Source organism: Streptomyces sp. NPDC056948 (assembly GCF_042674225.1).
In the GTDB taxonomy this organism is placed as follows: domain Bacteria; phylum Actinomycetota; class Actinomycetes; order Streptomycetales; family Streptomycetaceae; genus Streptomyces; species Streptomyces purpurascens.
Genome location: NZ_JBHUQX010000478.1, coordinates 1 through 6,461, shown reverse-complemented (window position 1 = coordinate 6,461; position 6,461 = coordinate 1). Strand labels below are relative to the sequence as shown.

The following is a 6,461-nucleotide window of genomic DNA, read 5'->3' as shown; positions in this document are numbered from 1 at the left end:
GGCCAACGGAGGCCGGGTGCGTCTCGGTCAATCGGGCGGCTCCGTCACCGGCGAGCCCCTCCGACCCGGCAACCACCGCAAGACGCGCAGTTGGAAGCTGTACCCGTCCAGCCAGAACCTAGACCCGCTCCAGCGAGCGGTGAGGAAGGGGCGGGGTTTCGACCTGGATGAAATCGTCGGGTCGGACGATCCCTCCACGCCGGACCACAGCCATGACGCCACACTTGAATGTGAACTCGCCGGACACGGAGTCGATGGTGAAGACCTCACCGAGCAGTCCCTTGCGGAAGTCGTTGATCTTTGCGCACGGGTTGCGCAGACCCGTCACCTCGAGCACCGCCTGCTCTCCGAGATGGAGCAGAGCGCCGGTGGGCAGGCCCAACAGGTCCACCCCGCGGGTGGTGATGTTCTCGCCGAGCTGGCCCGCAGAGACCTTGAAGCCCTTGAGCGCGAGCTCGTCGAAGAGTTCCTCGTGCATCAGGTGGACCTGGCGCAGGTTGGGCAGGTCCGGCTCGTAGGTCATGCGGAACTGGTGGCGGATCGTCTCACCTGCGTGAACGTCTCCTTCCACTCCGAGTCCCGTGAGCAGCGTGATGGAATCGCGATTGGGCTTGCTGAACGAGTACACCTCGTTACGGCTCACTGCGGCGACCTGACCAGTCATCACGCCCTCCCACCTGTTGTCGTTCTGCGGACGGTCGATCTTAAAGGTGATGCGACCAGCCTTGCGAGAGAGGCGTGCAGTGAGCGGACCTCATGGGGATACGCCAGGGTACGGAACCCCGACCGGCATCGCGGCCTGCGCTGACGACGCGCCGGTCGGGGCGGGAAGCTGGAACTCCTCCAGGCGCATCGTCTCGGGGCCGCCGTAGGTCGCCGCACATACGGGAGGGCGGCTTCTACTTGCTCACCCTCTACATACAGCTCATCCTCGGGCTGCTGCCGGTGGCCGTGCCGGGGATGTCCAGACGGCCGGGATGGCGCGTGAGCTCCAAGCTCGTCACGGGCGGGAAGCCAAGGCTTGGCACGGGAGCCGGCGAGGAGAGGGCTTCTTGCGGGTCACGTGGGGGCGAGACCGGCCTTGCCCAGCGCGGTGCGGGCGAGGCCCTCGGCCACGTCAATGACTCGCGCCTGGTCGGCGTTCTCCTCCGTGTAACAGACAGTGAGGAGTGCGTTGTCCTTGCGTACCTGGATCACGGCTACTGGTGAGGACAGCTGCTCGACATCATCGACGTAGCGGCGTCCCACGTACAGATGCGCCTCGTCGCCGAGACTGCCGAGACGTCGTGACACCTGCACGGCCGACGGGCTCAGATCGAAGTAGTTACTCCCGGTGCTGCCGAACATCTGTGAGGCGGTTCTCACCGCACTCCACTCGAGGACAGGTCCGACGACATGCGTGCCGATCTCGATGCGTACGGTTCGCGCGGACGGTGATCGCTCGTCCACGACACAGCCCGGCTGCCACGTCAAGTTCGTGTACTTCGCTGCCTTTGGTGCGTGAGTGACTGGACTTTCGGTGAGTGCGGCGACGTGCACGGGGTCGAGGAGCCTGCACGCGGAGGGAAGTGAGCGAACCGGTCCGGTCACGAGCTCGGCCTGGGCGGCCCCGCGGAGCGTCACGGCGTAAAGCCCCGCAATGAGCGAGAGGGCGAGCGCCCCGGATATGAACCGGCCTCCCCTGCCGAGCTGTCGAGCTCCCACTCGCATCTGTTTGACCGCTCCTTGCGCAAGGCGGTCACGCAACTCGATGTGCCGGAAGCTGTACACGCCTCCGGCCTGGCGCAGGACGCCGCGCTGGTGTGCGTCTTCCAGAAACGTCATGAGCCTCAGCGGCAGGCTGCCCGCTGCCGCCAGGTACAAGCGAGCCGGCTGAAGCCGGCCCCATGCCGAGACGGCCATCCCGTGCAGCATCCAGCAGACCAGTGTCCCCAGGGTGGTGAAGCCCCAGTCATCGGCGGTGACCATGCCCTGAGCCGCCGGGGTGACGGCGTACAGAGCCAGCGTGACCAGAGGGATGACGAGGGTGAGCGGTACCAGACGGTCGCGATAGGACCAGACTCCGGTCGCGAAGCCGATCAGGAGGAACGGCACCGAGTTCAGCACGTCGACGAGGAACCTCACTGCGCCCGTGTCGGCTACGAGACCGAATGCGGGGCCCTCGGCGTCGCCGGCGAACCAGATGGCCAGCAAGGGCAGTGGCAGTACGCAGAGGACGGTGAGCACGGGCGGCCCTGCGCTGAAGAGCCAGCCGAGGGTGCACACCGCGCGCCGGTCGGACCGCAGCAGCGCTCTCGGGGAGCGCGCCAGAGACGGATCGTCTGCGGCGAGCAGCAGACGGCGACCACACCATCTGAGGCTCACCCAGCTGATCGCCGTCATGGACCACAGCCACAGCCCGGAGCGGGTGAACACCGTTGTCGCCCACCCCGCGGTGAGCCCGACCACCGCGCACATCCCCAGGACTCTGCCACGTCGCTCGCTCATCGCCTCACGCAGGCGCGCACCTGTGGGTCGAACGATCTGACGGGGCAGGCGGTTCTCCGCGTTCTCCGCCGACGCACACGTATGAAGAAGGGCGAGCGCGCACACGATCGAGTACGCCTGCCACAGGGAGAGTCCGAGGTGGGCGGGCCAGCCCCACGCGCCCAGATCCAGCCGGGCCATGAGTACGACGCTCAACGCGAACGCCGGCACCAGGGCGAGGATGCGGACTCGCCGGGGCACGTACTCGTCGAGACGCCACCAGGCCAGCTGTTCCTGGTTCCTCGCCTTCATGCGCGCGGCGAGGAAACCTGCCCAAGCGCGTGCCGTCTCCGGGGCCCAGCCCGTACGTTCCTCGTGCGTCGGGCTGTAGATCGCGTCGAGGTAGGCTCCGTAGAGGTGATGCTCGATGGCCGCGGTGTCGGCGAAGGCATCCGGTGCGAGCAGTTCACGGGGGTGGGCCGCGTCATCCTCGCTGTACGCCTCACGCGCCAGGTTCGCCATCAACGGCACACGCAGCACGTCCCGCAACCGCGCCTCGGGAGAGTCGGCGGCAGCACCGTCCAGCCGGGCGAGCACCTCGGTCCAGCGAGACTTCCCTCCACCGGGGTTCAGGTACGCGGCCACCGCGCTGTACTCGAGAGGGCACAGGCTGATCTCCGTACGTGTGAACACGTTCTGTTCAGGGACGTGTTCGTGATACTCCGCCTGACGGCTGGTCAGAACGAACGGGATGCCACCCTTCGTACCGTCCCTGAGCTGGCGCATGGCTCTTTTCCGCACCTGGTGCGGCAGTTCGTCGAAGCCGTCCAGGATCGGCAGGACGTGCCGCGTCCGCAGCAGGGCCAAGGCCACGGCAATCGGCAGGGCACCCGGCACCGGAGTGCAGGCATGCGGATGGTCGTCGGCAACCTGCCGTGCAATCCAGGTGAACAGCCCCTCCCGGGGGTCCCAGGACGCCAGGGGAAGGATGACCGGCACCGGCCCCTCCCCTTCACAGGTCTGCCGCTCCCCCAGCAACTCGGTGGCCAGGCGCAGAGCCAGAACCGATTTTCCCGAGCCCGGGCCGCCCAGGACGACAAGGCGGCCGGCGCGCGTCCGGTGGAAGTACGCGGCGATCGAGCCGCCCCCCGGTCCGGGGGACCCCGCTTGCTCTCCCTCTCCGCCCTCCCACCAGGTCACCTCGACCGGCTCGGGGTTACGGATGAGATCCCAGCGCTCGTCCCCGCCGTAGCGGAAGGAAAGAGCCTCCGCGAGACGGTCGGCGGCGAGCGCGAGGTGAGGCGCCGACAGCCACAAGCGCATACGGCGTTCACGGAAACGACGAAGGGCCCAACGACCCGCGGCCAGAACGAGGATGCCTGCGAGGAGCAACCAGCCCATGGTCACCGGGCCGGGGTCGAGGTCCTCCTTGAGGGGCAGCGCGGACCGGGCAAGCAGCAGGAACACCGCGAAGGCGGCCGCAAGCCCGGCAGCCCAGCCGAACCAGGCATCCGCAGCCGACCGGCGGTGTCCTCCGAGCCCTCTGAACCCTCCGTCCGTCCTCTCGACCACCTCAAGTCTGTCGAGGTGGGCGATCTGGACCACATTCCGCTGCCGCCCGCCCGACACCTCGAAGCGGGGCGCTTCGCCCGACGACCGCGGGGACTCCGGGTCCTCAGTTGAGGGTGATGCCACCATGCACGTTCTGAGCCATGACGACCGAGTGCTGGGTCCCACCGCTGACCTCGAAGGTCGCCGCCCCGGTTGCGCGGTGCGCGCGCTCCCCCTCCGCCTGCCAGCGGGTGAGAGCGTCCGCGAAGGCAGGATCGAGTCCGGCTCGCCGATGCAGTGCGGCCGCCAGCTCACGAGCCCGCTCAGCCTCATCGGGATGCTGTTCCAGCAACGCCAGCTCACCCTCGGCCGAACTCTCAGGAGGTCGGCCCCCAGCTGCCGGTTCTCGCCTGACCAAGCCACGCAACGACTGCCAGATCTGCTGCCCGGCGCTACCCGCGGCCCCGCCGGCCAGTGCCATCAGCAGTTCTTCCGGAATCGGATCCACAGATCCCCCTTCAGGAGTCGACGCCGCTGCCCTCGTGGGCCGTGCTCCATCGTGCAGGAAGACGTCCGCTGCCGTCCGGCGGTTCGATGAGCCCGGGACGACCCCGTGAGAGGCGGGGGCCGCCCCCGCAGGTCCTTTCGGTCCCGCACACCCGGTCAGCGAGACCGGTCGCACCGACGGCTCCTGGATGCGCCTCAGCGCACACAGGTCCCCGTCGGGCAGTGCGACCATCGTCCGCGCGAGATCGCCGCATGCCCTCGTCAGAGGGCCCAGCGGTTCGCTCTCTCGGCCGCGAGCATTGTCAGGGCGTCACGTCAGGCCCGTTCGAGTGCGGTGACGCGTGCCGTCTCACCGCACTCCGCAAGATCACGCGACAAGCCGTCCTCGGCCCACACATCGATCCGGCTCAGCAGAGACCACGCGGCTGCTCCTTCCGTCGTGGGCGGTCAGCCGGTGATCTTCAAGCTGGCCACGGAGTAACACTCCGGCCTCGGGCCGGTCTCATGCGCGCGGCAGGCGGTCAGGCCGCAGCGATGAGCACGCCGGGAAGGTCACCGGCTTTCACGGCGTCCTGGCCGATGGCCACGCCCGTGTAGGCGCCCACGGCGGTGAACACCAGCTCGGGCAGGCGCTCGCCATGCTCCTCGACGTACGCGACGACATCGGCCTCACTGGACTCAGGCATCGACGGGAACACCGCGCCCGCGGCGCCGAGGGCGGCATCGAGGGCCGAGCCCTGCCCGGTGTCGGTGCCGGTGCCGAAGTCAGCCCGGTACGCGCAGGCATCGGGCGCATGGATGATCAGGGCCGGGGGGGCTGAAACGGTTGGCGGTCAGGCAGAGGATCTTGAGGTGGAGGGAGGGCTGGCCCGGCTGCCCGGCCGGTGCGCGCAACTCCCTGCACGGGTTCGCGCGGCCAGTTCGTCGAGGTCGGCACCCAGGTTGATGAGGAACTCGTCCGTCTCCACGCCTCGGGCCAGGGTCAGCGAGATACCGCCGAGCATGCCGGGCACGGCCGATGAAGGGGCGAAGCCGGTGCACTGCGAACCTGCACCGCGTCATTCCGAAGGAATGCGGAACTCGAATTCGGGACGGTCCCACGGCACGGCGGGCGGGTTCGCAAACGCCGTCCCGGTCCGCACTGCGCCGACGCGGTGGTAGAAGTCCTCGGCGGGAAGATGCGACACGACCTTGACACGGTCGATCCCGGCGGCGCGCGCCTCGGACCGCATGTGCGCGACGAGCCGTCGTCCAATACCCCGCCCTTGCGCTTCGTCGGCGACGAACAGCAGGTCGAGCTCCGGTGGCGCGAGGACGAGCGAGTAGAACCCTAGGACCCGGCCGCCCTGCTCGTCGGCGCCCACGGCCACGAAGGCACGGTGAGCCTCGATGTAATCAGGACCGACCCGGTAGCCCGCGACTGCGGATGCGTACTTACCCTCGTAGGCGCCCGAGCCACGCACGAGCCGCGTGAGCCGCTTGGCATCCCTCGCGACGGCCCTCCGTATCGTGACCGGCTGGCTGACCGGGGAAGTGCGTGAACTCATCGGGACAGTATTTCGCACCGGAGAGTGCCTTCCTGCGACGGGTTGGCTGCTCGGACAGGCGTTCCTGCACGACTCCCGGTCAGCACCAAACCAGCACGGGAGCCAGCACACAGCCCAGCTGGAGTCACGCTCCGTAGTCAGTCTCCGATCACTGCAGGCGCGTGACCGGACTACTCGACCCCCGCGTCTTCCACCGAGTACGTACTCCGCCTGGATCCGTAGCGCTCCCTCATGCCACGAACCTCACCAAGCCGCGCCGATCAGCCACTGGGTTGCACTCCCCGGAGGCGCTCACGCAACTGCTCGAGCCAGGCCTTGCCCGTGGGCGTCGCTTGCCGTCACTGGACCGGCTCAATGGCACGCTACGCCGATGGGGCGAAGCCGCCACTC

Annotated in this window: 5 protein-coding genes; all 5 read right to left on the bottom strand. The window is 68.4% G+C overall.

Annotated elements, in window-relative coordinates; genetic code table 11:
- Positions 1-118: 118 nt before the first annotated feature.
- The 5 genes from ACFTZL_RS38820 to ACFTZL_RS38800 all read right to left on the bottom strand — a co-directional run bounded on the left by ACFTZL_RS38820 (position 119) and on the right by ACFTZL_RS38800 (position 6,071).
- Complete coding sequence (locus ACFTZL_RS38820) at positions 119-664, bottom strand: MOSC domain-containing protein (RefSeq protein ID WP_382593361.1); 546 nt, start codon at positions 662-664, stop codon at positions 119-121.
- A gap of 395 nt (positions 665-1,059) precedes the next feature.
- Entirely contained in the window at positions 1,060-4,164 is a 3,105-nt protein-coding gene (locus ACFTZL_RS38815; RefSeq protein ID WP_382593358.1) for an NACHT domain-containing protein, read from the bottom strand.
- A complete protein-coding gene (locus ACFTZL_RS38810; RefSeq protein WP_382593355.1) occupies positions 4,142-4,525 on the bottom strand; it encodes a hypothetical protein in 384 nt (127 codons plus the stop codon). Before ACFTZL_RS38810 ends, ACFTZL_RS38815 begins: the two co-directional genes overlap by 23 nt.
- A 520-nt stretch (positions 4,526-5,045) precedes the next feature.
- Positions 5,046-5,210, bottom strand: coding sequence for a hypothetical protein (locus tag ACFTZL_RS38805; RefSeq protein WP_382593352.1), 165 nt, complete (start codon positions 5,208-5,210; stop codon positions 5,046-5,048).
- Between the two features lie 372 nt (positions 5,211-5,582).
- Positions 5,583-6,071: a GNAT family N-acetyltransferase gene (locus tag ACFTZL_RS38800; protein ID WP_382593349.1), complete on the bottom strand. Its 489-nt coding sequence runs from the start codon at positions 6,069-6,071 to the stop codon at positions 5,583-5,585.
- Between the last annotated feature and the right edge of the window lie 390 nt (positions 6,072-6,461).